A 22,847-nucleotide genomic window follows, 5' to 3' on the forward strand; every position below is an offset into this window, starting at 1 on the left:
ATTCTTTGCCGGACACAATAATCGCTTTGAACACAGTTTCAAAAATATATGACAAAAAAACAGTGTTAAAGGATGTGACGCTCTCTGTCCGAAGGGGGCAGTCCATCGCGTTCACCGGTCACAATGGAAGCGGAAAATCAACCCTGCTCAAATTGATCGCCCGGCTGGTCACGCCCTCCGGCGGAACCATAACGGCTCAAAGCGGACTGCTGTTCCACTATATTCCGGAACATTTTCCAAAATCCAGCCTCACAGCCCGACAATATCTCAGACACATGGGAAGCATGGACGGTCTGAACAAAGATATCCTGAAAGAACAGGAGGAAAGGCTTTCCGAAGACTTTTTCATACAGGGCATGCTCGATGTCCCGATGAAGCATCTTTCAAAGGGCACCCTCCAGAAGGTCGGCGTAATCCAGGCTCTGTTAAAGAAACCAGACGTGCTCCTTCTGGACGAGCCTCTATCCGGCCAGGACATAGAGTCTCAGGCCGTATTCATCCATAAAATGAAAGAACTGCACTCAGAGGGCATCACTCTTATCATGTCCTGCCATGAGCCCAATCTGACCGCGCGCATATCGGACTTTGTCTTTGAAATCGAGGGAGGGATCGTCCGTACTGCCGATAAGAGCCCCTCCATTCTCCAAAGAAACTATGTACTGCTCTTTGATGGGACTCCTCAGGCGGAAATTCCGCTGGAAATATCCCATTTCACAGGAATGAATGAAAAAAATCAGAAAGGCCGGCTGAGAATTACGGCATCGGAACATGAAAGTGACCGCCTGCTGTCTCTGATGCTGGAAAAAGGATGGAAGCTGAGGAAAATGTATGAAGACCATATATGAATTGATCCGATATCACTTTCACTCCTATTTCAAATCCAGCAAGTTTGTCATGCCGGTGGTCATTCTGGCCGTGGTGCTCTATTGTATGTATACGATCATGCCCGTGGGAATCGTCGACAGCTTTTCCATCTCCTGCGTCTATCTGTTTCTGATCATGGTCTGGGCAGGGCTATCCTATAATACGCTGGAGGAACCTGTATCCGAACAGCTGATGATCTTGAGGGTCCGCAGTGAAACCTCCTATTATCTGAGCTGCAGCATGTTTTTAATTCTGCTGGGAATGCTGGCCGCCCTCATCAGTACCTTGTTTCCTGTGATCCAGAATCTGCTGAACCACAGGCAGCTGTTCCTCAGGCCCATTGAGACCCCGGACGTACTATACGGCTGGCTGCTGCAGAGCGCCAGCGCATTCGTAGGAAGCTCTGTGGGCGCCCTGCTGCATCCCCGTATTATAAAAGACAGGAAGATCGCCATTTCCCTCACAGCTTTCATCGCTGTCATGGCTGTTTCAAAATTTGGGATCCTGCAGGAGATACCGGCTTCCCGCGCTATTCTGTGGATATTCCCTCCCATTGCGGAGCTCAATTCTATCTTCGCTGGTGAAGATACTTACTCTCTTCTAAAAGTGCTGGAAGCTCTCGGAATCCTCAGCTTGTATGGCGCCGCCGCTTCCTCCCTCCGGATATGGCTACTGAAAAAAAGAAAATTCTAATGGACTAAAATAAAATATGGGACCGGTGTATCATACACCGGTCCCAGTCTTATTTAACAGGTAGCCCCGCCGCTCAGATGAAGCTGAGCCTTGAGGATTTCTTCTTTCCTCTCTAAGAGTCCGTCAGATAAAAGCTGTTCTTCCACATTTTCAAAACCAAGCCGTTCAATGGTCCTCTCGAATCGTTCTCCCGTCTCGCCCTGTTCACGGAACAGAAGAATTGCTTTTTCGATTACCTTCAGGGCTTCTTCCTTATCTGTGAAAACCTTATGTAACGCTTTTCCCTGTGCGATCTTTTTCCCCCATCTGCCGCCGATATATATCTTATAGCCATGGATTCCTTCTTCAATCGCGTCAAAACGGCATTTGCCCACACAGCGGCCGCAATTGATACATGCCTCCTTGTCGATCTCCAAAACACCGTCCACCATGGAGCAGGCATTTACCGGACATGCGGTGACGACAGAACATTTTTTACAGCCATTGCAGCTGTCCTCATCAAATACTGGGATACATTGGCCGATGATGCCCACGTCATTCAGGTTGGGCTTCACACAGTTATTGGGACATCCGCCTACGGCAATCTTGAATTTATGGGGCAGCTTTACATCGGAATACCCTTCATAAAACCGCTTATGTATCTCTTCAGACAGAGCGTACGCGTCAATAAGCCCATACTGGCAGGTAGTCCCTTTGCAGGACACTACGGGGCGGACCTTGGATCCGGTGCCGCCGGTCTGCAGTCCCCCTTCCGCCAGAAAAGCGCGGAATTCATCGATCTTATCATAAGGGACTCCCTGTACCTCCACCGTGAGACGGGTCGTAAAGGTCACAATACCGTTTCCGAACTTTTCCGCAGCTTCTGCGATGTGTCTCTGCTGCGCCGCAGTGATCTTTCCATTGACGGTAATGATCCTGGCGGAAAAATTGTCCGTTCCCTTGTTGCTTAAAAATCCCCATCCCTTTACTCTCTTCTCGTCTTCAGGGCTAACTGTTAAACATGCCATTTTTACTTTCTCCTTTTTCTTGTCATCTTTTATTCTTCATTTTCCAGTATGCCGGTGTTGAAAATGGTTCCCCCCTCCAGCACCAGCGTGTTGGTATAACCATGCTGTTTCAAACGGTTCTGTGTCAGATATGCTCTCTTCCCTTTGGCGCATACGAGCAAAAGCTTGGCGTCCTGAGAGTACCCTTCCACAGGCCCGTTTATTTTTGTCAGATCCAAATACGGAATCCCTTTTATGGTGGGCGCTGCAGACGCATCCACCAGCTGATATCCTTCCGGCACTCCTTCTTTTGCGTACTGCGCGGGTGTCAGCGTTTCATAGGCTCCGCTCATCTTGTTGAGCAGTACATTTACCGTATTGGCAAATGGATGGATAGCCGTGGAAAACGGCGGGGCATACGCCAGATCCATATTCGCCAGGTCCTCCAGGGAAGCCCCAAGAGTCAGCGCTGTGACGGCGATATCCACCATCTTATCCACAGCGCCTTTCCCAAGGACCTGGATGCCCAGGAATTTTTTCGTGCTCTTATCCGCAATCATTTTTACGATAAAGCTTCCGGCGCCGGGATAGTAGTGCGCCTTGTCATCCACAACGGTCACAACGCTCACCGGCTCGAATCCCGCGGCTTTCGCCGTCTCCTCTGTAAAACCTGTCCTTCCCACATTAAGCTCCGGCAGCCGGCATACGGCCGTCCCCAATACCCCGCCGTACGGTATTTCTTTTCCTGCCAGATTCTGGGCCAGCAGGCGGCCTTCAATATTGGCGGAAGACCCCATCGGAGACCACTGGGGCTCTCCTGTGACCTTATTTGTAACGGTAGCGCAGTCTCCCAGCGCATAGATATCCGGATCGCTGGTCCTCATATAACGGTCCACCTTCACCGTCCTGTTGGGCATGAGCTCGATGCCTGAATCCGAAAGAAAAGCCGTATTGGCACGGATTCCGATGGACAAGACTACCGCGTCTGCTTTCATGGCCTTTCTGCTGGTCTGTACCTTCTCGACTTTTTCTTCACCGAGAAATCCTTCCAGCTTCGTACTGGTAAATACCATGATGCCATGATCTGCCAAGTGGTTTTCCACATACTCTGTCAGCTCAGGAGCAAATCCAGGCAGTATCTGCGGGGCCATATCGATGACGGATACCCGGATATCCTTCGCAGCCAGGTTTTCCGCCACCTCAAGTCCGATGAATCCTCCTCCGACGACGACTGCCCGCCTGATGCTTCCGGATTCCACAGCCCCTCTCAGAGCTTCGGCATCGTCTGGAGTCCTCATAAAATAAATCCCTTTTAAGTCCATTCCCGGAAGGGGAGGCTTAATTGGTGAGGCGCCCGTCGCTATCACCAGTTTATCATATTCATAGACTGATGTCTCTCCTGTTTCGGTATTGACCGCCTCCACATTTTTTGCTTCCCGATTCACCTTGGTGACTTCTATACCGGTCATCACCCTGGCACCCGTCAGACGGGAGAATTTTTCCGGCGTATTTACGATCAGCTGTCCTTTTTCCCGGATCACTTCGCCTACATAATAGGGAAGACCGCAGCCCGCATAAGAAATGTCCTTACCTTTGGTAAGAATCGTGACCTCCGCGTTCCCGTCTTCCCGCATAAGCTTTGCGGCCGTTTTCGTGCCTGCCGCCACGCCTCCGATAATCAATACTTTCATTTTCCTTCTCCTTTTAATCTGCTTCGCATGGGCATTATATTTTCAAGCTGGCACAAGTATAACATAAATTTAAATATAAGAAAAATCGATTTATTTTATCATTTTAATAGGTTTTTCCTATTCTATTTCAAACTTCCCTTCATTTTTCTCTTCATAGACCTTGATCCCGTGATAAAACATCCAGCTGATGGGAGTCGGCACCCCCAGCTCCTTTCCGAGACGCACCACCGTCCCCGCGAACATTTCAACTTCCGTCTTTTTCTTTCCTTCAAGATCCTGAAGAGTGGAGGGCTTATTCGCAAACGGAATATTCCTGACCGTCGCTTCCTGATCTTCAATGTCCTGTTCCGTCAGGGGGATGCCCTTTTTATTGGCGATCGCCATTACTTCCCTCATGGCTCCTCTGCGAATCGCATTGGCTGAATCACTGCTCCTGAAAGCGCCGAAAGGGATGCCTAACAGAGCGCAGGTCAGATTTTCTCCCACGTTGCACATATATTTAAACCAGATTCCCCGTTTCATATCTGTGTCAATCTGATAAGGAATATCACAGTTCTCAAAAAAATCCCGGATTCTCTCTGTTCTGGGTGTCAGCTCCTCATTCTTCGCTTCCCCAAAGTGTACCTTTCCCCAATACGGATCAAAGTCCGCCGTTCCGTCCTTCATGACGATGGACATACGCATATAAGAATACATTACATGCTCCCATCCATATGCCGCCGCCACCCGTTCCTCACTGTCTATCCCATTCATGACACAGAGAATCTGGGTATTTTCCCCCACCAGGTTCCGGATATCCTCAATCGCCTGGTCAAGTCCCATATCCTTCATGGCCATGATGATCAGATCCGCCTTCGGCCCCTGTTCTTCCGGCTGCCGCACAGTAAACCGGTAATTCACCCCGTTTATGGTGACTCCCTGCTTTTCCAGGCGCTCTTTCCGCTTTCCGGACGCGATCACCTGAAAATTTTGTCTGCCCAAATACTGCTCTATCCTGGGCGCAAAAAAAGAACCCATAGCGCCCAGGCCGATCAGCGCCACATTCTGTATCCTCATGTCGTACCTCCAGACTGAATTTGACGTATATGGCTCTATCATACCTGCTTCATGGGTCCTTTTCAAGCGATATTTCATTGTAAGGCAGGTTCTCCCGCCCGGAAATCCCGGCCTATTTCCGGAACAGATCCAGGAATCTGTCCCAGGGGGTTTTCATCTCCTCCTCTTCCATATCCGGTACATCTATTTCCTCTTTCTCTATCGGATCTGTGGTCATCACAAACTGGACCAGCTCCACATTCTGGTTTTTCTCAGATACAAAGGATTCCGGGCGGAAATCCGATTTATCATAATCCTCCAGAAGTTTATCAATCTCCTCCTGGATTTTTTCCGGCATATCTTTCGTCTCCAGATGCATCTTTCTTGTTCCGTCCTGAAGACCGGCCATCCCTTCGGAAACCCCGTCTGTCCCTGAGGCAATCTCCCCAATACCGCCGTCTATCTGTTCATAGCCTGCAGCCAAAGCTTCCGTCCCATCGGCCAGGCTTTCCACTCCGTCCATCAGGCTGTCAAAGCCCTTTGCTGTACTGCTGAGCCCCTCCGCCAGTCCTCCGGCTCCGCTTTGCAGCTTACCGAAGCCTTCCATCAGGTCCTCCCCGCCAGAAATGGCATCCAAAATCCCGTCATCCAGACTTCCATAGGATTGGGAAAAGAACTTGACTCCTCCCGTATAGTCCAATAGCCCCTGATGAAATTCTCCGTATTGTGCAGACAGCTTCGCTATTCCGCTGTTTAATTCCTTAAGAGCGTCCATGATACTGTCCAGATCCATTCCTTTGAGCGCCTCTTCTATCTGGTCAGCCGTATCCTTAAGTACAGTTTCTATGGAGGCGAGCGCATCCGACATACCGTCCATAGATTTCTGGACAGAAGCCAGATCCTCTTTTATCTGCACATAGGTCTGCTTTACTGTCTGGGCCGCCTGATAACTGTCCACCAGCTGGTTTACTGTTTCATTATCTGTTCCCAGACCGGCAAGAGCCGTCTCATCTATTTCCGGAATCGCCATGATAGCTTCGTCCAGATTTGTGAACATCGTTGCGTAATTCCCGGAAAGCCCTGTGATCCCATCTTTTATGCCGGCAATCCCATCCGCGGATCCTCGAAGTGCATCGGGCAGAGCGGCCAGCAGCTCCATGGCATTACCACTTCCAGTATCTGTGCCCGCACCCAGGTCTTCGCCGGTCTGTCCGAGCTCTCCTGTCAAGCCGCCGATTTGTCCTGCCAGCTGCTCCGCCATAGAAGCGAGACTGTCATTGATTGCCTGGGAGCCTTCCGCCAGATTGTCCGACTGCCCGGCTATGCTCTCAATCCCGCTCCGATACTTACCGGAGCCTTCTTTCATCTGTGACAGGCCAGAGACAAATTCTGACAGCCCCGTCCAATACTCTTCCATACCGGAATTCAGTCCAAACGCTCCTGTGCTCAGCATGGAAAGGCCGCCGCCAAGCTGAGAACCGCCGCTCTTAAGCCCGGTCATCCCTCTTCCAAGATTTTCTAGCCCATCCTTATAGGAAGCAGATCCTTCCTTCAAAGCTCCGGCGCCCTCTGCTAAGCTGGCCGCGCCTTCCTTTAGCTCTTCCGCCCCTTCATTCAAAGACGCGACCCCGTCGCTGAGTTCCCCCAGCTGTTCTGTCATGGAACCCATGTCCGGCAGATCAAACGCCATGCTGAACGGGACCGCCGCTATGCTCATACCGTTCATCCGGAATCCCGATACATCTGCAACGACAGAAAAGCTTCCTTCCTTTCCCGGTAAGGCAGTGAACGTGATCTGCTTATTTTCACCCGCATCCGCGATGGACGCATCTACCGCTTCTATATTCGTACACACAGAAGTATCCAGTGTCAGGGATAACTGCAGCAGATAATTTTCGTAAAACAAAGAACCGCTTCCGTTCGGCTTCGTCGAAATGGAGATTTCCAGATGTCCGCTCTCTCCGGCCGCCTCTTCTGCCGCCACCTCTCTGCCGTCCAGCCGGTAGGTGATGGAAACATCCCAGGGAAGAGATCCTCCTTCTATGTTCCCCTGATAGTAAAAGCGCCCGGCCTCTGCTTCTGCTGATATAACGCCGTCCTGATATTTCATTTCAGAAGTATCCGTAAGGTTGAGAATCTGGCTGTATTCTCCGTAATCCTGTATGGCGCCGCCCTCCGCCACCTCCAGGCAGTTCACCACATAAAGCCCCTTAAGCGCTCCGCCGGTCTCAAGAGACGCGTAGATGACTTCGTCCTTGCCCCGGACCTTCGCCGCGCCGCCGCTCTGCTTCTCCGTCTCTTTTCCACTGCCGGCCCCCGCCGCCATGGATCTGTCTCCGTCCGTCCCGCCGCCAAGTGTGCCGAGCCCCGCCAGGACCGCCGCAAGACATATGGCGAGACAGGAAAGTAAGACTCTTTTAAACAACTGTCTCATCTTTGTCATTGTTATTTCCTCCTTTTCTCCATGTGGTCTTCCATATGACCTTGTCAAATACCAGCAGCACAGCCGGCAGGAATCCGAGTACCAGCAGCATAGAAAGGATGGTCCCTCTCCCCAGCAAAAGTCCCAGGGCAGATACGATCGGATTGGATGAGGTCAGCCAGAGGCACATCCCCGCCGCCGTCATAATGGCCGCCGAGACAAGGATGGAAAAGAAAACACTTCCTATGGTCTTTTCCATGGCTTCCTTCGCCTTCCATTCCCTTCTGTTCCCATGATAGGTGTCTGTGAGAAGGATAGCGTAATCCACAGTGGCGCCCAGCTGGACCGTATTGATCACCAGATACCCGATATAGCATAAAGAAGAACCGTCGAAGTATGGGACAGCCAGGTTGATGAATATGGCCGTTTCTATACTCAGCAAAAGAAGCAGAGGCAGTGTCAGAGACTTAAAGGTCACGAGCAGCACCAGCCCAATGGAAAGGACCGCGAGCAGGTTTACCCGGCTGTTATCCGTCTCCACCGTATTCTTCATGTCATACAGGTTCACACTCATTCCACAGGAATAGACCTCCTCTCCATATAATTCTTTCGCGGTATTTTGTATCTGTTCCACCAGGAGGAAGGCTTCGTCTCCCTCCTGGAGCGTATCTCCGTAAATAATAAAGCGGCTGTAATGTTCCGAATAGAATTGTCCCGTAATCTCTTCTCCCAGATATTCAGGAGGAATGGCCGCGCCGACCGTCCCCGCATAGGACATAACGCCGCTGACATGCAAAAGCCCCTCAAGCTCCTCTGTCAGAACCTTTTCCTTGGCCGGCTCTCCCCTCGGCACCAGAAGTACCATGGGATTGGATTCCCCGAAGGCTTCCGTGATCATCCGTTCATCTCTCCCGCACCGGATGCTGTCGGGCATACTTCCCATACCATATGTGAAATCGGTCCGTCCTTGGGCCAGATAACAGGGTATGAGGAGCAGCAGCGCAAGAATTCCCACGGGAATCCTCGCTTTCAATATTCCTTTCCCCAACTTCTTCCCTTTCGGGAGAAACGGCCTGTGCCGTGTCTTATCTATCAACTTATAAAAACAGAGCGTAAATGCGGGCAGAAAGAACATGACGCTTAAAAAGCTCAGGGCGATCCCTTTAACCAAATTGATACCCAGATCCACACCGATCTGAAAGTTCATGAAGGTGAGTGCCAGGAATCCAAACAGTGTGGTAGCCGCACTGGCAGCGATGGCCGTAAAGGAATCTTTCATGGCCATTTTCATGGCCATATTAACGATTGGCCTTCCCTCACTTCCGGAAGCATCGGAAGCTGTCAGATCCTTTCTGTGCCGGTCAAAGCTGTGGAGCAGGAAGATGGCATAGTCCAAAGAAACCGCCAGCTGAAGTATTGGGCTGACTGACTGGGTCACAAAGGATATCTCCCCAAAGAATAGGTTGGTACCCATGTTAATAAGGACAGACACCCCGATCGCCACCAGAAAAAAAAGAGGCTCCAGCCAGGATTCTGTGGACAATATCAAGATCAGCAGGATAATGGGCACCAGGATGAGAATCGCCCTCATACATTCCGTAAAAGCCATGGTCTGCGACGCGGCAGTGGTGACCGCATCACCGGCGGCCGCATTTTCTTCTCCGATGAGTTCATAAATATCCGCCACAGCCTTTGCTTCCATCCTGTCCTCTATGGCAACAGAGAACAGAGCTGTATTGTCTTTATAATAGTTCTCCACGGTCTTCGGATCCATGACCTCCAGCGGTGTCTTGAGATCCGTCACATCGTCCAGCCAGAGGACCGACGACACTCCCTCTATCTGACTGAGCTTTTCTTTATAATCCAGCGCCTCCTGTATGGATACATCTTTTACCATGACCCGGGTGCCAGGCACTCCTCCCTCAAATTCCTCTTCCATCAATTTGAGTGCTTTCGTGGACTGGGCATCCTCCGGCAGATAATCCACCATATTGTAATTTACGTTCACAAAGGGCCAAAGGGCCGTGCAGAGCGCTGTGGCCGTCAGAAAGACCGCCACCACTAATTTTTTATGTGCCAATATCCATTCTCTCACCTTATCCATGGCGCCCATTTTACCTCCTGTCAAATACCGGTTCCAGTTGCTTTTCTGGTTTGATTTTATTATAATGGACATAGTGTTGTACTATCAACAATCAGTTTTATATGATTCGTTGTGTGTAAGACAATTTTTCTAATATTGTTGATTAATCATCAAAAGCTCTTATTAATTTTTTATAAACAGAAAGGACTCCCTATGAAAGAGCAGAAAAGCGACCGGCGTTCCCGCTATACCAAACGCTTCCTGAAGGAGAGTCTCATTGAGCTCATGGAAAAAAAGCCCATCAATAAAATATCCGTGTCCGAGCTGTGTGAAAAAGCGGATATCAACCGTTCCACCTTCTATAACCACTATTCGGACCAGTATGATCTGCTGCAGCAAATGGAAGAAGAGATCATCGACGACGTGAATGCGATGCTGGCTGACTGTGAATATCAAAAATATGACTCCAAGCTCATGCAGATCCTGGCATATATCTTTGAATATATCCGGGACAACAGCCGCGCCTGCCGCATCCTGCTCAGTGAGCAGGGAGACGTCCATTTCCAGAGGCAGATCCTGATGATCGCCCACGAATCCTATGTCACGGAGCTGGTCACCCGAAACCGCCTTGAAGAAGATACCGCTACCGATATCTACCTGTTCATCGTCAATGGAAGCATCGGCCTGATTCAGAGCTGGCTGAAAAACGGCATGAAAAAATCCGCCCATGAGATGGCGGAATTGATCGTACGGCTGTCCGGGGGCTGTGTGACGCCCTTTGTGAGAAAGCAATAATGAAGGTTTGCTCAAAAAGATCCGCCGAACCACGATACAAAATACTTTTTGGAATCATTTTTCGTTAGCTCCAACCAGAATCCAGACTGACACCAGCAGAAGTTCCGGGCCGTCACGATTTCGGTTCGCTGGCGATGCAGAGGCCGCTTTATCCCCGCTCCGGGAGTACCGCTCACATGTCGGCGGGAAATCCGGATGATTTCCCGTCTCCGGTTCGCTCAGAAACGGAATCGGTATTTTTCGTTTCTGCCTCCCTCCGTCTGGGGAACACCGTCCGCTGCCCTGCGGCGCTCGCCTTTAGGCCGGCCCGGAATCTTTCTGCCGGTATTCTTTCTGTCGCACCGCTTCAGACGACTTCCGTTCCCTTGATTCCAGAAAAGGATCGGATATCCACACGGCCCGCGCGCCTAAAGGCTGCGGGCCGCGGTGAACCGCCCCAATGGCTTTTAAAACGAATGAGAGCTTATTTCGGTGCGGGAGGAAGAGCAAGAGGAACAATCCGATTCCATCGTAAGGCGAGCGCCGCAAAGGCGTTAGCAGGATTTTCCCGGCCGCAGGGAGGTAAAAACCGAATCTCATGCAGGTTTTTATTGGAATCTGACATGGAAAAATATCGATTTATCCATGTCAGTTGGAAAGGACCGACTGGAGGCCGCAAAGATCATGGTTACGGCTGCCAGCGAGCCGCCTGGATGGAAGCGGATTTCCTCCTGCTTTATGAACCAGACAAAGAAAGCTTGTTTGAAAGATATACAAGGGTATCCCTTAATTCATGCCCTCCGGGCAGGCGCACTTCGTGCGGCAGAGTATATTCCGGCGGATTCTATGTGTTACGGGAGCAGTATCAGCACTTCATGGGCCAGCACCGGCATCGCGGATAGAATGAGCAGAAGTATCCATTCCTGCAGAGCCAGGGAACAGGTTCCAAATACCCCTATGAAATACGGCACCTCTGTGACCAGGAGCTGCAGTCCTATGCCGATTGCAAATGCGGCGATCATTAATTTATTGTTAAAATGCTTCATACGGAAAACCGACGTCTCCACATCCCGCATGCCTATGGCATGAAAAAGCTGAGATATGCCCAGCACCGTGAACGCATACGTCTGGCAGCGGCTGAGCAGCGCCGGGTCTGCCATAAGCCCCCTCAGATTCCCCAGGGTGACAGGCATCCCCGCGGAAGAAAGAAATGTGAGCGGGAGCTGAAGAAACGCGGTGGTGCTGATGATAGCGATGAGCAGACCGTAAAGGATGGTACAGCTCAGCCCGCCTCCGGCAAAAAGACTTTCATTTTTAGATCGGGGCGGCCTTCTCATATAGTTCTTATTTCCATTCACATCTACGCCCAGGGCCAGGGCGGGCAGAGAGTCCGTAATCAGGTTTATCCACAATATATGGCTGGGCTTCAAGGGAGATGCCAGGCCAAGGGCTATGGCAGCCAACATCGTAATAATCTCACCGAAGTTAGACGACAGTAGGAAAAGGACCGATTTCTTGATATTCTCATATATACTGCGCCCCTGTGCGATAGCTTTGGTGATCGTCGCAAAATTATCGTCAGTCAGCACAATATCCGCGGCGTTCTTCGCCACATCTGTCCCCGCCATCCCCATGGCGATCCCCACGTCCGCTGATTTTAAAGACGGCGCGTCATTGACCCCGTCCCCGGTCATAGCCACGATCTCCCCGGCGGCTTTGAAGCCCGATACAATCCTCACCTTGTGCTCTGGAGACACATGGGCGAACACCCGGACCTTCGGTATGCGGCGGGCGAATTCCCCGTCATCCATTTTCTCCATCTCTTCCCCGGACAAACACTCTTCCATCCGGGATGCGATATGCAGTTCTTTGGCAATGGCAAAGGCCGTGTCTTCCCGATCTCCGGTTATCATGACAGTCTTCACTCCGGCTTTCCGGAACTCTGAGACGGCTCCGGCAGCTTCCGGCCGGACCGGATCGGCCATACCGGCCATTCCCACAAAGACCAGCTCTTTTTCCCTGGCCTTTTCCACATCCATCTGCATGCCCAGGGCCAATACTCGGAGCGCGTCTCCGGTGAACTGCTTCAGGACACTTTTTATTTCCGTGCGGTCCCTCTGGCTCATGGGAACCACCTGGCCTCCTGAAAGAATGTAACGGCATCGCTGCAGGATCTCATCCGGCGAGCCTTTTGTATAGGACACAGAGCTTTTTCCCTCTCTGTGGAGCGTCGTCATCATCTTTCTCTTGGAATCAAATGATATCTCATCTTTTCTGGGCAGCCGCCTTTCCAGTTCATGACGGTAAAGCCCAAAGGACGCCGCCATATCCAAAAGAGCCAGCTCCGTTGGATCCCCCAGACGGGTTTCTGAGGACAATTCCGCGTCATTGCACAGTGTGAAGCCATAAAGAAAATGTCTGTCCCTTTGTATTTTCAAGGTAGAGGGGCTGCATATCCTCCCATCCACAAGACATCTGGATACCGTCATACGGTTCTGAGTCAGGGTCCCCGTCTTATCTGAGCAGACCACGCTGACACAGCCGAGCGTTTCCACACTGGGCAGACGTTTCACAATGGTATTTACTTTCACCATCCGGGAAACGCTGAGCGCCAGTACCATGGTAACAATGGCGGGGAGTCCTTCCGGAACTGCCGCCACAGCCAGAGAAATGGCAGTGATCAGCATTTCCATGACATCCCGCTTCTGCAGGACCGCAATCAGAAACAGCAGGACACAGAGAATTACCGAGACCACGCTCAGAATCTTTCCCAGATCCGCCAGCCGCTTCTGCAGCGGAGTCTTTTCCATTGGCGCATTTTGGATCATCTTGGCTATCTTGCCGATCTCCGTATCCATTCCAATGGATGTGACCACACCCTCCCCTCTGCCGTAAGTCACGGTGGTGGACATAAAGGCTTTCTTATTTCTTCCTGTATCCTTGAGGACTGGTACGGACTCTCCGGTCAGGGCAGCCTCCTCCACCTTGAGGTTCACCGCGGTGATGAGCTCTATGTCCGCCGGTATCTGTCTCCCGGCTTCCAGGCAGACGATATCTCCCGGTATCAGTTCGCCGGCCGGCACCTCTCTGATCTTATCCCCCTCTTTTAAAAGCGCTTTCGGACTCGTCATCTTTTTCAGAGCCTCCAGCGCTTTCTGTGCTTTTCCCTCCTGTATGACACCTATCACGGAATTCACCAGAATCACCGCAACGATGATCGCCATATCGCTGTATTCCTTCAAAAACAGAGATATTACAGAAGCCACCATCAGTATGTAAATGAGTGGACTGTTCAGCTGTTCCAGAAAGCTGGCAAAGACCGACTTATGCCTTTCCTCCTCCAGTACGTTACAGCCTCTTTTATAAACTGCCGGTTCTTTATTTTTATCTGCCACCTTATTCCTCCCCAAAATATTATCCGCTTCCCTTTGTACGCCGACGCTATACTCAAAGAATATGAGGACAGGCAGAAAAATATGCTATGGCTGTTAATTTCCTATAACCTGTGGTATACTGAAATTAAATTTACTATCTTTCAAAAATTAAAATCCAAAAGAAAAAGTGAGGAAGATTATGAGACGGGAAGATAAAGAAGTCACTGACATGGCCAAGATCCTCAAGGTTCTTGACAGCTGTACTGTCTGCCGCCTGGGAATCTATGATCCAACAAATGAAGAGGCATATATCATACCTATGAACTTCGCTTACCAAATGAAGGAGGGGAAGCTTTTCCTTTATTTTCACAGTGCCCGGAGAGGGCGGAAGATCGATCTGCTCTCAAGATGTCTCCGCGTCACTTTTGAGATGGACTGCGGACATCAGCTGATCCCCCATGACCGTCCCTGTGAATACAGTTATCGTTATTCCTGCATCATGGGCACCGGGACCGTATCCTTTCTTTCCGACCCCCGCGAAAAAGCGGCGGTCCTGTCTCTTCTCATGAAGAAGATGACGGGCAGGAACTTCGTTATAGAAGAAAAAACGACCCCCTCCGTATCTGTCTTTTACGTTGAAGTAAGACAGTTTTCTTGTAAGGTACAAAACTGAAACAGACATAAAGAAAGGAGCTCATATGGCCAGCATCAGAAGCACCCTGTCTTATCACTACAGAATGAAGACAAACGCAAAGAGTGACCTGAAAAAGCAGCTGTCATACGGCAATCATGGAAAACTGTCGGAAATGATCCCTCCCCGCACCATGAAAAAAAATCATCATATCCAGGCGGAATCCCTGTCGGAACGGCCTGTATACTATATGAACTTTCAGTCTGCGACGGACAAGCCCTGTGTCCTTTATCTCCACGGCGGCGCGTTCCTGACCGGGCTCACTAAGCGCCATTGGAAGCTTTTGGATTCCATTCTCTGGGGAACCGGTTGTCCGATTGTCGTGCCGGATTATCCTTTGATCCCGGAACACACCCATAAAAAGATAACCTCATATTGTATGGAGGTCTATTCTTCCCTGATTCCCAAATGCCCCCGCGGCATTATCCTGATGGGAGATTCCGCCGGAGGCAATCTGGCCCTGGTCCTCGCACAGCAGGCCGTAAAGCTCGGTCTGCCCCTTCCGAAGCAGATCCTTCTCCTGTCGCCGTTCCTGGACGCCACAGGGAGCAATCCTGTCAAAAATGTCCTGGCGCCCAGAGATCCTGTCTTGGAACCGGACGGCGGACGTGAAGCCGCGCTTTTATACGCCGGGACCACACCTTTGGAGAATCCCGTCATCAGCCCCATTTTCGGTTCCATGAAGGGACTTCCGAAAATCACCGTATGGACCGGCTCCAATGATATGCTCTACGCGGATGCGCTGCTCCTGAAGGAAGCACTGCATCAGGCCAAGGTTCCTTATCATATCTACACCTATCCTCATATGGTCCATGACTGGATGCTGGACTGTTTTCCAGAATCCCGCACCGCAGTTCGCCAAATCGCCATGACAATAACAGAGAGCCTCCGCTAATGATGAGGTTCCGCAACGAAGGTTTTGAAACAATCGGTACGGTATGTTGCAAAAACTACGAACATAATAATTTGGAGGAAAATGCAATGGAAAAACTCATCTATGATGAAAGAAACGGCCTTTGGTATGAACTGCAAGGCGATTACTATCTGCCTTGCCTGAAATCACATGCCGAAAAAGAACACTGTCCTATTGGCATCTGGGGACAGCGGCATTTACGGTATATCAAACAGCATAAGCGTGTATTTTATACCAATCTGCTGACAAATGGCAATTTGAACGGCTATCTTGCAAACCTCAATGAGCAGGCAGAGGAAATGTTTTCTCAGTTGGTAAAGGAACTTGCTGAAAAAGAAGGGGTAAGCGAAACACTCAAGGCAGAAAATCAAATGGCTTGGGTTGGCATAATGAATAGTATTCAAAACAGTACAAGAGAGATTGTAAATACTGAACTAATCTATCAATAACAGAAAATCCCTACTGGTTATCTTCCAGTAGGGATTTTCTTATACTAAACCAAAATACTTTTCAAAGAATCGTTTTAGCTTTTCAATGACCGTTTGCTTTTTAACCGTTCTGCTTGAACCTCCAGAAAATCTTGATATCGGGGGGAGTATTTTATCGAGATCAGTACCGGTAGCTTTTATATCTCCATCTCTAAAAGAATTTGCTACAAACTTTTTAGCTTCTTCAGGTTTAAGTTTTTCTTCGGCAATCAATGCTTCAAGATCTGCTTCTTTTTGTTTCTTGACAAACTCTTTCCAGTCTTTATCAACATCGGTTTTAACGGTCATTTGAGCAATAAACCCTTCAATAAGTGCTTTCTTACTTCTGAGCTCCACGCTGGCATCAATAGATTTATTAATGTCTGCAAGCACTTCTTTATCCTCGCAGTTAGATTCGTGATATTTTGCTACGAGCATCAGAATATAGTCTATATTGACCTCAACCTGTTTAATTAGTTCAATTTCAAAAACAATATCATCGTTTATTCGTTCTTTTTCCGCATCATCCTTTTTTGAGTAATCTTGATAAAGGTCAATATAATGGCTTTGATAATCTTGGAAGTCTCTAATAGCAATGCTCTCATTACCTGCAAAATCATCAAAACATAAAAGAATGTTTTTTAAACGCAAAATACGACCGAAGAGTCTGATGAATTCTTTTTCTGCATCTTCGCCAACTATATCGACACCAAGAGGAAATTCGGTTTTTAACACTGATATCAATTCTTCATAACCAGCAATATGTTTACCATTGTCATCATAACCGTTTATATATTCAGAATAGGTTTTTAGAAGCACCATTCCTTTGGCTTCCTTGTCTCCGAAAAGTGCTAAAGCTGAATTTGTGCTTTCTTCAAGGTTTCTAAAACAAACTATGTTACCAAAAGTCTTTACTGAGTTAAGAATACGATTTGTGCGTGAAAATGCTTGAATTAATCCGTGGTCTTTTAAGTTCTTGTCTACCCATAAGGTGTTTAATGTTGTTGCGTCAAATCCAGTCAAAAACATGTTTACCACAATGAGCAAATCAATTTCACGGTTTTTCATTCGCAGAGAGACATCTTTGTAGTAATTCGGAAATTTATCTGTGGAAGTATCATAGCTCACATTAAACTGCTTGTTATAATCGCCAATAGCATAATCAAGGAAGTCTCGTGAAGTTTGGTCAAGCCCACTTGTATCAAAACTTTCATCCTGCAAAATATCATCAGGATCTTCCTCGTTAGGATTAAAACTGAAGATTGTTGCAATATTCAATTTGTGAGTTGTCTCTGCCATTTGTTTTTTGAACTCTTTATAGTAGGCAATAGCAGCCGGAATAGAGGCAACAGCAAAGATCGAATTAAAACCATTAACTTTAACCGTTTCTTTTTTTTCTGCCACTGTATTGTTTTTTGAACTTGCCATTTTCCCGACATTGGTTATGACTTTATGGTCAAAATAGGAGCGATTTTGATTGCGGTAGGTTTTTTGCTCGAAATGCTCCAAAATATACTGTACTACTTGAGAAATACGCTGCGAGTCAAGCAGTGCTTTCTCTCGGTCAATCGCTCTCACTTGTTTATCGTACAATTGCTTTGGATTCTTGATTGTATCAATATAATCAATCCTGAACGGGAGAACATTATTGTCGTGAATGGCATCTACAATTGTGTATGTGTGTAATGCTAAGACCTTCTTCCCATCCTTATCAGGCTCTCCTCCAAAAGCTTGCGCTGTGGTTTTTAGATCAGCGTATTTCCCATTTCTGGAGTTTACGGAGAAAATAGGTGTACCCGTAAATCCAAAGATATGGTAATTTTTAAACTGCTTTGTAATCGCTTTGTGCATAGTGCCAAACTGTGAACGATGGCACTCATCGAAAATCAATACAATATGTTTTTGGTATACTTCGTGTTCCTTATTTCTTGAAATGAATTTATCAAGTTTTTGAATGGTTGTAATAATAATTTTTGCTTCTGGATTTGACATCTGCTTTTCAAGGATCTTTGTAGATGTATTACTATTGGCGGCTCCTTTTTCAAACCGGTCATACTCTTTCATCGTTTGATAGTCAAGGTCTTTTCTGTCCACTACAAATAACACTTTTTCTACATCTCTGCCAGAGATTTTTAAGTCCTTTGCCAGTTGTGCCGTTTTAAAGCTGGTCAGCGTTTTTCCGCTGCCGGTTGTATGCCAAATATATCCGCCAGCCGCTAAAGTGCCGGTCTTTCTTGTGTTTGTGGAGGTAACAATTCGATTGATTATTTTCTCTGTCGCTGCAATCTGGTAAGGTCTCATTACCAAAAGCAAGTTTTCAGAGGTAAATACGCAGTATCTCGTCAGGATATTCAGCAGTGTGTGTTTTGCGAAAAAGGTCTTGGTAAAATCCACAAGATCGGGAATTATGCGATTTTTCTCGTCTGCCCAATAACTTGTAAATTCAAAGCCATTGGATGTTTTCTTCTTTTTACTTGCATTGTTTTCAGCATTATCCTTAATATGTTGAAAACGGGTAGTATTGGAATAATACTTGGTATGAGTACCATTGGAAATAACAAAAAGCTGCATATACTGGAACAGCCCGGAGCCAGCCCAAAAGCTGTCACGCTGATAACGATTGATTTGGTTAAATGCTTCACGAATTGCGTTTCCACGCTTTTTGAGTTCAATGTGAACCAATGGAAGCCCATTGACTAAAATAGTCACATCATATCGTGTGTTGTGTGTACCGCCATCCTCCTCGTATTGATTAATAACCTGGAGATGATTATTGTGTATATTGGTTTTATCTATGAGTTTGATGTTTTTTACAAAGCCATTGTCAAGCGTAAGATTTTGGATATAATCTTCCTGTATTTTTTTAGTCTTTTCAATAATACCGTCATTTCCGTTTGAGATAACGCCGGTATAGAAATCACTCCATTCTTTATCAAAGAAAGTGTAGTTATTGAGTTTTTCAAGCTGAGAACGCAGATTATCAATCAGTTCCTGCTCGCTCTTTATAGAGATATACTCATATCCTTGCGAAATGAGGCGCTTTATAAAATCCTGTTCAAGCTCGGCTTCACTCTGATAGTCGGTGCTTTTCCGTTTCTCTGGTGTATATTCCGCAACGACCGTGCTTTCGGTAGAACTGGCTACAATTTCAAAATTATTCATTCACGCTGACCTCCTTTTCTTTGAATGTTAAGAGCTTATCACGGTAGTATTCGTATTGCTGCTGTCTTGCTTTGATTTCGGCAGGTAAGCCCTCGCTTATGTCATTACATAGTTTGTCAAAGCGATCAAGTTTTTCAACAATGCGTTTTTGTTCCAGAATAGATGGTACAGGAATCTGTAATTTTCGCATTTCTTTCATCGGAACACTTTTTACGGTTCCGCCAGCCGCTTTAGATAAATACGCCTTTCGTATTTGCTCTGTTTTCAAGAGATGCATTAGAAACCGAGGTATAATCTTATTTTGCTTTGGCTTAATAGAGTATACTCCTTCTTTTATATTCCAGTTGGTAGGTTTATCCTCTATCACCGCTGTTTCACCAATAGTGCCTGTTCCAGAAAACAGAACGTCACCAATGTCTAAATTAGACCTGTTGTTACACAATTTGAGTGCACGATCATTGATCCGATCGGTCTTTTCTGAGAAAACAACTGTATTATTTTGAAGCTCTCTAATTGTGACATAATAATTTTCTGCATCATCTGTATTCAAGCTAAAAAATTGTCTTGGATTTAGTCCGGTAGTTAAAGAGATAATAGAGTTCTCCAATGAGTTCCACTCTACATCATCACCAAATGTCAACATACTGTCTCTATAATACTCATACTGTTGTTTCCTCGCTGTAAGCTCCGCTGTAAGCTCCGCTGTAAGCTCCGCTGTAAGCTCCGTGAAATTGTCCAAAATATGGACAATTTCCTCTTGCACAGGCATAGGGGGAACGGGAAGCACAAGTGCTTTTACAATATCTGCATTAAGATTTTGAACTGCTCCACCAAATGATGCTCTTTTTACCATTTCTTGTTGAACACTTGTAGAATTTAGAAGGTGGTACAAAAAATCGGTGATATAAGAATCTTTGTAATCACTGATAGCAAGCCAACCATCATGTATGCAACCATTAATAGCTAAAATGTATGGCCTGCCAAAACTCATAGAATTTGAAAGTATAAAATCTCCCTTTTTAACGCTTCTTGATTTTTCAGACCCTTCAACTGTTATTTTTTCTCTGGTATGAGTTACATATTTGCTACCTACTGCAACATCGCCAATTTTAATCCAATTCACTCCGTCATCATCGGTAGTAATAAAATTTTTAATTGGTCTTGGAGAGGCACCACGCAATATAGTTGCTGACTTTCCAAAGGGTTTATAGTCCACCCCATCCGGACATAATTCCGCAATCAATTCTTCTAATCTACTCACCATCTTCGCCTCCACTATGCCAGCCGAGCGTACCAATAGCAGCCATTAATTCTCGATTGGTCTTAATTTTCTCCAATACACCTGTAACCAAACGATAAAAGGCGTCAAATTTCAGTAAAGCTTCTTCTTCGTCATAATCGCCGTGAACAACATCACTAAGCTCGCCAAACAGCTTATATCCATCCTCCGCAAATTCTGAAGGAATAATATCACAATGCTCTTTGACAGGATTAAGAATTTGGTCAAATGGTTTTGGTTTTCCGTTGGGCTTTTTTATTTCTATCGGCGGATTTGCTGCTTCTGCCGTTTGAGTTATTATTCTTTCAAATACTTTGCGCAGATAAACGATAGAACCTGCGCCAAAACCTTCTCTTGCTGCTCGTTTTGACTTTTCAAGGAATTCCGTAAAATCTCCGTATCCATGATCAATAAGAGACACATTATCGGAAAACTTTTCTGTTCGTTTCAAAATTCTTATTTCAGGTGCAGCAAGCGTAATATCATTTCTACTTTCTACCAAGAACCAAACTCGGACCGTGGTTCCACAATTACAAGATAGAATACCATCAATACTGATTAATGTTTTACTTTCGAAAATACAACTGATATTGCCTACGGAACAAAATGTACGGATATCATCGCAGTTATTGCAATAGTAGTTTAACGCTATATTGCAATTAGTAAGTTTTTCTTGTTGCCCTATTTTACCTTTTTTGTTGAGTAGGAAGCCTTCAACTTGTTTATACTCATCAATCGGTGGCTTTGACAATACATCTCCTAATGTCATTTACTTCACCTCAATTTCCGCAATAATTGCATCAATCTTGGTGCGCAAATCATTTTCCCTCTCAACAATCTGCTTGATTCTGTTGTTAAGTTCTGTGATATCTATAACTTCTCGGGTGTCCTCGCTTTCAACATAAGTCGAAACAGAAAGATTATAATTTGCCTTTTCGATATCTTCGTTTTTGACAAGAGCAGTTATGTGCTTCTCGGTTTTTCTGCTTATATAAGCCCTCAAAATGTTTTCAATATTAGTTTTTTCATCCAACTTGTTGCTGTTGGTTGCTTTGACAAACTCTTTAGACGCATCAATGAACAGAGTTTGGTTGTCGATTTTACCTTTCTTCAACACCATAATACAAGTAGCGATGCTCGTGCCATAAAATAAGTTTTCAGGAAGCTGAATGATACACTCGATGTAGTTGTTATCAATGAGATACTTGCGTATTTTCTGTTCTGCTCCGCCACGATACATAATACCTGGAAAACAAACGATCGCAGCGGTACAGCCCTCAGCAAGCCAGCTTAATGCGTGCAGGATAAATGCAAAGTCAGCTTTCGACTTTGGTGCAAGCACACCGGCCGGGGAAAAGCGAGGATCGTTGATTAAGGTGCCATTGTCGGACCCTTCCCATTTGATAGAGTAGGGCGGATTTGAGACGATGGCTTCAAACGGTTCTTCGTCCCAATGCTTGGGGTCAATTAAAGTGTCACCATGCTCAATGCTGAATTTATCGTAATCAATATCGTGCAAAAACATATTAATTCTACAAAGGTTGTAAGTTGTAATATTGATTTCCTGACCGAAGAAGCCGTTTCTTACATTCTCTTTACCAAGAATTTTTGCAAACTTGAGCAAAAGTGAACCACTGCCGACAGCAGGGTCATATACTTTATTGACTTCTTTTTTCATCTCTCCGTTGTTATCAATGAGAGTAAGTTTCGTAAGCAGTTCCGATACCTCTTGAGGTGTGAAAAATTCACCTCCGCTTTTCCCGGCGTTTGAAGCATACATACCCATCAAATATTCGTAGGTATCCCCAAAGGCATCAATGGAATTATCCTGATAATTACCCAAATTCATAGAACCGACAACAGAAATCAGTTTCTTCAATCTTCTATTTCGTTTGATAACTGTCGGACCAAGCTTGTTACTATTGACATCTATATCATCAAATAAACCTTTGAAGTTTGCTTCGCTTGGAGTTCCAACAGCGGACGCTTCAATGTTTTTGAAGTTTTTTTGCAGGGTTTCGTTAAGGGTTTCGTCTAAATTAGTAATTTCAATTTTCGATCCGCTTTTTGATGCCTCTTGGGCGTCCTTATCTTCTTTTACTATTTTTTCAAGAAGATTGCAGAATAACTCTTCTGGCAGTATGAAAAAGCCTTTTGTTTTTACCATGTCCTCTCGTGCCATCTCTGCAATATCTTTATCAATTGATGCATAATCAAAGTCAGGGTTTCCAGCATCATGCTCGCCTTTGTTAATATAATTAGTGAAGTTTTCAGATATGTATCTGTAAAAAAGCATACCCAAAACATATTGTTTGAAATCCCAGCCGTCAACACTGCCTCTTAAATCATTAGCCAGTGCCCATATTGTGCGATGTAATTCATTACGCTCTTGATCCCTCATATTATCAGCCAT

At 46.6% G+C, this 22,847-nt stretch carries 16 protein-coding genes; 6 read left to right on the forward strand and 10 right to left on the reverse strand.

The features are described from left to right. Positions 1-5 precede the first annotated feature (5 nt). Entirely contained in the window at positions 6-845 is an 840-nt protein-coding gene (locus H9Q78_RS04770; RefSeq protein WP_249303898.1) for an ATP-binding cassette domain-containing protein, read from the forward strand. Then, on the forward strand, positions 829-1,557 hold the full coding sequence (locus tag H9Q78_RS04775; RefSeq protein WP_249303899.1) for a hypothetical protein: 729 nt from the start codon (positions 829-831) through the stop codon (positions 1,555-1,557). The genes H9Q78_RS04770 and H9Q78_RS04775 overlap by 17 nt, the downstream gene beginning before the upstream one ends. Before the next feature lie 53 nt (positions 1,558-1,610). Here the strand turns inward: H9Q78_RS04775 and H9Q78_RS04780 are convergent, their stop codons facing one another. The 5 genes from H9Q78_RS04780 to H9Q78_RS04800 form a co-directional block, all read right to left on the reverse strand. Next, positions 1,611-2,564 (reverse strand): 4Fe-4S dicluster domain-containing protein, encoded by a 954-nt coding sequence (locus H9Q78_RS04780; RefSeq protein WP_249303901.1) that lies wholly within the window; start codon positions 2,562-2,564, stop codon positions 1,611-1,613. A 29-nt stretch (positions 2,565-2,593) separates the two neighbouring features. Beyond that, complete coding sequence (locus H9Q78_RS04785; protein WP_249303902.1) at positions 2,594-4,234, reverse strand: FAD-dependent oxidoreductase; 1,641 nt, start codon at positions 4,232-4,234, stop codon at positions 2,594-2,596. A 117-nt stretch (positions 4,235-4,351) separates the two neighbouring features. Continuing rightward, positions 4,352-5,290 carry a ketopantoate reductase family protein gene (locus H9Q78_RS04790; RefSeq protein ID WP_249303903.1) on the reverse strand — a complete coding sequence of 313 codons (939 nt, stop codon included), beginning with the start codon at positions 5,288-5,290 and terminating at the stop codon, positions 4,352-4,354. A 112-nt stretch (positions 5,291-5,402) separates the two neighbouring features. Beyond that, positions 5,403-7,712, reverse strand: coding sequence for a phage tail tape measure protein (locus H9Q78_RS04795; protein ID WP_249303905.1), 2,310 nt, complete (start codon positions 7,710-7,712; stop codon positions 5,403-5,405). Then, entirely contained in the window at positions 7,687-9,795 is a 2,109-nt protein-coding gene (locus H9Q78_RS04800; RefSeq protein ID WP_249303907.1) for an efflux RND transporter permease subunit, read from the reverse strand. Before H9Q78_RS04800 ends, H9Q78_RS04795 begins: the two co-directional genes overlap by 26 nt. Positions 9,796-9,987: 192 nt before the next feature. Between H9Q78_RS04800 and H9Q78_RS04805 the strand changes: the two genes are divergently transcribed. Then, entirely contained in the window at positions 9,988-10,569 is a 582-nt protein-coding gene (locus H9Q78_RS04805) for a TetR/AcrR family transcriptional regulator (RefSeq protein WP_249303908.1), read from the forward strand. Positions 10,570-11,399: 830 nt separating this feature from the next. Here the strand turns inward: H9Q78_RS04805 and H9Q78_RS04810 are convergent. Then, positions 11,400-13,943: a cation-translocating P-type ATPase gene (locus H9Q78_RS04810; RefSeq protein WP_249303910.1), complete on the reverse strand. Its 2,544-nt coding sequence runs from the start codon at positions 13,941-13,943 to the stop codon at positions 11,400-11,402. 178 nt (positions 13,944-14,121) lie between these two features. Between H9Q78_RS04810 and H9Q78_RS04815 the strand changes: the two genes are divergently transcribed. The 3 genes from H9Q78_RS04815 (at position 14,122) to H9Q78_RS04825 (ending at position 15,975) form a co-directional block, all read left to right on the forward strand. Further along, the gene (locus H9Q78_RS04815) at positions 14,122-14,595 is read left to right on the forward strand and encodes a pyridoxamine 5'-phosphate oxidase family protein (RefSeq protein ID WP_249303912.1); all 474 of its coding nucleotides are present in this window, start codon (positions 14,122-14,124) and stop codon (positions 14,593-14,595) included. Between the two features lie 25 nt (positions 14,596-14,620). Further along, the gene (locus H9Q78_RS04820; protein ID WP_249303913.1) at positions 14,621-15,508 is read left to right on the forward strand and encodes an alpha/beta hydrolase fold domain-containing protein; all 888 of its coding nucleotides are present in this window, start codon (positions 14,621-14,623) and stop codon (positions 15,506-15,508) included. An 86-nt stretch (positions 15,509-15,594) separates the two neighbouring features. Next, on the forward strand, positions 15,595-15,975 hold the full coding sequence (locus H9Q78_RS04825; RefSeq protein ID WP_249303914.1) for a TnpV protein: 381 nt from the start codon (positions 15,595-15,597) through the stop codon (positions 15,973-15,975). A gap of 39 nt (positions 15,976-16,014) precedes the next feature. On the opposite strand, the gene H9Q78_RS04830 is transcribed toward H9Q78_RS04825, so the two are convergent. Genes H9Q78_RS04830 through H9Q78_RS04845 form a run of 4 tightly spaced genes read right to left on the reverse strand, consistent with a single transcriptional unit; the run spans position 16,015 to position 22,847 of the window. Next, positions 16,015-19,155: a type I restriction endonuclease subunit R gene (locus H9Q78_RS04830; protein ID WP_249303916.1), complete on the reverse strand. Its 3,141-nt coding sequence runs from the start codon at positions 19,153-19,155 to the stop codon at positions 16,015-16,017. Then, positions 19,148-20,419: a restriction endonuclease subunit S gene (locus H9Q78_RS04835; RefSeq protein ID WP_249303918.1), complete on the reverse strand. Its 1,272-nt coding sequence runs from the start codon at positions 20,417-20,419 to the stop codon at positions 19,148-19,150. The genes H9Q78_RS04830 and H9Q78_RS04835 overlap by 8 nt, the downstream gene beginning before the upstream one ends. Next, complete coding sequence (locus H9Q78_RS04840) at positions 20,409-21,203, reverse strand: hypothetical protein (protein ID WP_249303919.1); 795 nt, start codon at positions 21,201-21,203, stop codon at positions 20,409-20,411. Before H9Q78_RS04840 ends, H9Q78_RS04835 begins: the two co-directional genes overlap by 11 nt. Next, positions 21,204-22,847 carry a type I restriction-modification system subunit M gene (locus H9Q78_RS04845; RefSeq protein ID WP_249303920.1) on the reverse strand — a complete coding sequence of 548 codons (1,644 nt, stop codon included), beginning with the start codon at positions 22,845-22,847 and terminating at the stop codon, positions 21,204-21,206. It abuts the gene before it with no gap.

The organism is Qiania dongpingensis, from assembly GCF_014337195.1.
Taxonomy (GTDB): Bacteria; Bacillota; Clostridia; order Lachnospirales; family Lachnospiraceae; genus Lientehia; species Lientehia dongpingensis.

Excerpts from the sequence above, each read along its gene's own strand:
- H9Q78_RS04795 (WP_249303905.1), bottom strand. The coding sequence starts at position 7,712 with ATGACAAAGATGAGACAGTTGTTTAAAAGAGTCTTACTTTCCTGTCTC.
- H9Q78_RS04845 (WP_249303920.1), bottom strand. The coding sequence starts at position 22,847 with ATGGCTGATAATATGAGGGATCAAGAGCGTAATGAATTACATCGCACA.
- H9Q78_RS04790 (WP_249303903.1), bottom strand. The coding sequence starts at position 5,290 with ATGAGGATACAGAATGTGGCGCTGATCGGCCTGGGCGCTATGGGTTCT.
- H9Q78_RS04805 (WP_249303908.1), top strand. The coding sequence starts at position 9,988 with ATGAAAGAGCAGAAAAGCGACCGGCGTTCCCGCTATACCAAACGCTTC.
- H9Q78_RS04830 (WP_249303916.1), bottom strand. The coding sequence starts at position 19,155 with ATGAATAATTTTGAAATTGTAGCCAGTTCTACCGAAAGCACGGTCGTT.
- H9Q78_RS04840 (WP_249303919.1), bottom strand. The coding sequence starts at position 21,203 with ATGACATTAGGAGATGTATTGTCAAAGCCACCGATTGATGAGTATAAA.
- H9Q78_RS04815 (WP_249303912.1), top strand. The coding sequence starts at position 14,122 with ATGAGACGGGAAGATAAAGAAGTCACTGACATGGCCAAGATCCTCAAG.
- H9Q78_RS04785 (WP_249303902.1), bottom strand. The coding sequence starts at position 4,234 with ATGAAAGTATTGATTATCGGAGGCGTGGCGGCAGGCACGAAAACGGCC.
- H9Q78_RS04780 (WP_249303901.1), bottom strand. The coding sequence starts at position 2,564 with ATGGCATGTTTAACAGTTAGCCCTGAAGACGAGAAGAGAGTAAAGGGA.
- H9Q78_RS04825 (WP_249303914.1), top strand. The coding sequence starts at position 15,595 with ATGGAAAAACTCATCTATGATGAAAGAAACGGCCTTTGGTATGAACTG.
- H9Q78_RS04775 (WP_249303899.1), top strand. The coding sequence starts at position 829 with ATGAAGACCATATATGAATTGATCCGATATCACTTTCACTCCTATTTC.
- H9Q78_RS04835 (WP_249303918.1), bottom strand. The coding sequence starts at position 20,419 with ATGGTGAGTAGATTAGAAGAATTGATTGCGGAATTATGTCCGGATGGG.
- H9Q78_RS04800 (WP_249303907.1), bottom strand. The coding sequence starts at position 9,795 with ATGGATAAGGTGAGAGAATGGATATTGGCACATAAAAAATTAGTGGTG.
- H9Q78_RS04820 (WP_249303913.1), top strand. The coding sequence starts at position 14,621 with ATGGCCAGCATCAGAAGCACCCTGTCTTATCACTACAGAATGAAGACA.